Origin of the sequence: Mycobacterium sp. (assembly GCF_032162605.1) — a bacterium.
In the GTDB taxonomy this organism is placed as follows: Bacteria; Actinomycetota; Actinomycetes; order Mycobacteriales; family Mycobacteriaceae; genus Mycobacterium.
Map to the genome: position 1 here is coordinate 1 of NZ_JAVROT010000446.1, position 3,811 is coordinate 3,811.

The window sequence follows — 3,811 nt, forward strand, 5'->3', positions numbered from 1 at the left end:
CACCCGATCCGGTGTGCACCCAGCTCGAACCAGTTCGCGGGCCGACGCCGCGGCGCGCCGTCGAGTGCCGCGTGCGCTGCTCGCAGCGCTCCTGGGGGGGTTGGCGTTCGGCGGCGGCTACACCGTCGCGATGCAGAAGACCGTCACGCTCGTCGTCGACGGCTTCCCCGTCACGGTGTCGACGCTGAGCAGCAGGGTGATCGACGTGGCGCGGGACAACGGCTTCGCCGTCGGTGACCGCGACGAGCTCCACCCGGGCGGCGACCAGCCGGTACGACAGTCCGACACCATCGTGCTGCGGCGCGGTCGGCCGTTGCAGCTGTCGATCGATGGCGGCCCGACCACCCGGGTGTGGACGACCTCGGGCACCATCGCCGAGGCCCTGAAGCAGCTGTCGCTGAGCGATGCCCTGCCCACCGAGGCGGCTCGCACCAGCCCGGTACCGCTGGCCGGAATGGCGTTGCCGGTGATCACCGCGAAGGACGTTCACCTCGACGACGGCGGGGTGGCGAAGGACTGGCACCTGGCCGCGCTCAACGTCGGCCTGCTGGTCGCCGCGACCGGTACACCGCTGCAGCAGGACGACAAGGTGGTGCCCCCGGCGTCCACCCCGGTCACCGCGCGCATGCGGATCGCGGTCATCCGCATTCGGACCCGGACCGTGGCCGTGCGCATCCAGCTGCCGCCGCAGGTGTACCGCATCCAGGATCCGACGATGAACACCAGCCGCCACGTCGTCGAGGACCCCGGTGCTCCGGGGATGCAGGACGTCACCTACGCGGTGTCGATCGTCAACGGCGTCGCCACCGGGCGACAGGCCGTGCGGAACGCGATCGTGATACCGGCCCGACCGACCGTGCTGCGGATCGGCGCCAAGCCCGGCACCGCGGTCCCGCCGGTGCTCGACGGCGCGGCCTGGGATGCACTGGCCGCGTGTGAATCCGGCGGCGACTGGGCCGTCAACACCGGCAACGGTTTCTACGGCGGCCCGCAATTCGACCAGAACACCTGGCAGCGCAACGGCGGATTGCGTTACGCACCGCGCGCGGACCTGGCCACCCGAGAAGAGCAGATCGCCATCGCCGAGGTCACGCGGACGCGGCAGGGCCGTGGCGCCTGGCCGGTGTGCGGCGCCAGACTGTAGATCGATCACCGCCGTCCACGCGGGGATTGGCTCGACACGCTGCGCTGGCGTCCGGCGCCACGCGTCCGCAGAGCGAGCCGTTCTGTAGCGGCCGGCCCAACACATTCGAGGGCGTGTCCGGCACATCGGTATGCATCTGAGCGTTCCCTGCCAACGCCTTGCGCCACAGCGCAATCCCGGCCCGGCGCCGCTACCCTCAACGTCGACGACTGTCACGGACGGGCCCTCGCCCACCGCCTCGGCAACGGTCCCCTGTACCGGTGCTTCAAGCGTGTTCGGTGGCTGTGGGGCGACCCGACGTTCACCTGGCCCTCACCCCGCCGAGGCGGTCTGTCCGGGCACTCCCCCATGCCGAGCACTGAGCGCACCGCACCGACGCCGCCACCCGGTGAAGGACAAGTCGCCGCCCACATCGGATTCGTCGCCGGCGCGCGGCCCGAGGCAGACGAGGGCGCCAACACCAGACCGTCACGTTGTGCTCCCATGTTTCGAAGGTCGATCGTCCCAACCCGTTCGTCCGGACTAGGACATCACCATCTGTTCGCCCGGACCGAGAGATGTGCGCGTCGTGAAGTTATCCACAGGACTCGGGATCGGCGTTGGTTGTCCACAGGCAACGTTCTACGCGCTACCGCCGGAGGACTAGGACAGCGACACTACTGCCCAACAACGGTTTTGAGAGGAGGGCGCCGCGATGAGTACCTGGACTCTGAACGTCCTCGGCGCGGCCGAAGCCAACATTGCGGCCGAAGCCAACATTGTCGTCACCGGCGCAGCTGCGGATAGGGCCGCCGCGGCTAGTGACGCGGTCGACGCTCTCGCGTCGGCGCTTCTGTGCCACGCCGACCTGGGCCAGCGCCGTTACACCGTGAGGATCGACGACACCTTGTTGGCCATCCTGGTAACCGGTCGCGATCACCACGGTTCCAACCTGAAGTGTCTCGAGGCACTCACCGCGACGATTCGACATTCCACCCTGATCAGCTGAACGCGAGTCCGACGCGGCTCGCCGCCTGCCCGGCCTATCAACACGCTGGGCCCCGAGGTTCTGTGGCGCAGCGGAATTGGCGCCGACCAAACGCCCCAAGCCAGCCTGCGGCTGGATGGCGACGCTGCGCGCCGCCGCGTCCGTAGCCACTCACCTTTTTGCCGTTAGCGCTCTCCCAGTGTGGCCGACGGGGGCCCCGACTGTGTCAACCCACGCCGCTATTCACGCTCGCCCGTTCTTCGCTGCGTGTCGCTGGCGCGCCACTGCGCTACGCCCGTGCGGCTCCGACGAATCTCGCCCCACCCTGCTCGCTCCCGCTCACGGCGAAATTCGCCTCCAGCGCGGCGGCTCAAGGGGTTGACACAGCCACCCCGCCGGCCCCCCAGAGCGCAGCCAACCGGCTATCTCCACTCACTCAAACACGAGGTGAACCAACATGTCCCGATCCACACGCACTCTGCACGTCGTCCCAGCCGCCATGATCACACGCAGCGTCGCCGTGATCCTCGGCGACGTCCAGTCCGACATCACCGTCTACCACGCGCAGACCAGCTACGCGCGCATCGGTCTGACCTTCGGGACGACGTTGATGAGCCTCTACTCCGCCTCCGCGGCCCAAGGGCTGCTCGAGGCCTTCGCCGCCGCACGCGCCGCCATGGTGCAGATACCCCGAGAGCTCCCCGCCCCGGCCGCACCACCATACGAGCCATTCGTCAAAACCACCCTGGCCATCGAGTGGACCAGCAGGCCCACCTACTGCGCGGTCCCCCAAAACGGGCCGAACAAGGCCAACAACACCATCACCCACTGGATCGACCTGCACTGCGGTCCAATCACCTTCCAGATCCGCGACCAACGCGGCCTCAAGTCGACCCTGGAGCTCCTCACCCGAACTCACAAGACCGCGATAGCAGTGTTCCTCGACGGTCCACAGCACGCCGACGACCCCACCTCCGACGACTACCGCTGGCCACAGTAGGAGCCACCACAGGCCCGGCTGGATCCCCAGAGGTCCGGCCGGGCCCACCCGGTTGCCGACATCGCGGTCGCCCGGAATCCGCTGTTTCAATACGGCGCAGGCCGTTGCGCAGTCCCGCACTGACGACCCGTTCCGACTGTTCATCGCGCATCTACTGCTCGGGACTGCCACCCACCAGCCAGCTGGCAGATAACACTTTCGGACACCACGACCATGCGGAGCTACGCAGCACCCGCGAACCGCTCCACGAACCGCGTCCGTTGGCCGTCACGTCCCGTGAAGTGCCAAGCATCCAACAGGGATTCAGCCTGCCAGCAGAGGAAACCTACGGTCACCCCTAGGAAAGCTGCAACGCCGCCCAAGGACTCCTGGAGGCCTTCGACGCCGCCCGCGGCCACACGGTGCACCTGCCCCGCCAGATCCCCACCCCCCGCACCGAGGCCGACTTCGTCCGCGTCGCCCTGGCCATCGAATGGACCCGCCGGGCCGACTACGCCGTCATCGCCCAGGTCGCCCCCAACAAGCTCAACAACGCCGCCGTGCACTGGCTGGACCTCTACACCGGACCGGTCACCTGGCAGATCCGCGACCGAGCCGGCCTAATCTCCACCATCGACCTACTCACCGAAGTCCACCGCACCGCCACCGTCGTCTTCCCCGACGGAGCCGAACACGCCACCAACCCCACCACCCACGACTG

At 68.4% G+C, this 3,811-nt stretch carries 3 protein-coding genes and 1 pseudogene; all 4 read left to right on the forward strand.

Translation table 11 applies throughout. The features are described from left to right. Positions 1-13 precede the first annotated feature (13 nt). Positions 14-1,144 carry a transglycosylase family protein gene (locus tag QOI01_RS24865; RefSeq protein WP_526385723.1) on the forward strand — a complete coding sequence of 377 codons (1,131 nt, stop codon included), beginning with the start codon at positions 14-16 and terminating at the stop codon, positions 1,142-1,144. 694 nt (positions 1,145-1,838) lie between these two features. After that, positions 1,839-2,132: a hypothetical protein gene (locus QOI01_RS24870; RefSeq protein ID WP_526385719.1), complete on the forward strand. Its 294-nt coding sequence runs from the start codon at positions 1,839-1,841 to the stop codon at positions 2,130-2,132. A gap of 436 nt (positions 2,133-2,568) precedes the next feature. Continuing rightward, on the forward strand, positions 2,569-3,111 hold the full coding sequence (locus tag QOI01_RS24875; RefSeq protein WP_526385721.1) for a hypothetical protein: 543 nt from the start codon (positions 2,569-2,571) through the stop codon (positions 3,109-3,111). Between the two features lie 401 nt (positions 3,112-3,512). Then, positions 3,513-3,811 (forward strand): annotated as a pseudogene (locus tag QOI01_RS24880) (hypothetical protein); the annotation flags it as partial.

Coding starts and splice junctions, on each gene's coding strand:
- QOI01_RS24870 (WP_526385719.1), top strand. CDS start 1,839: ATGAGTACCTGGACTCTGAACGTCCTCGGCGCGGCCGAAGCCAACATT.
- QOI01_RS24875 (WP_526385721.1), top strand. CDS start 2,569: ATGTCCCGATCCACACGCACTCTGCACGTCGTCCCAGCCGCCATGATC.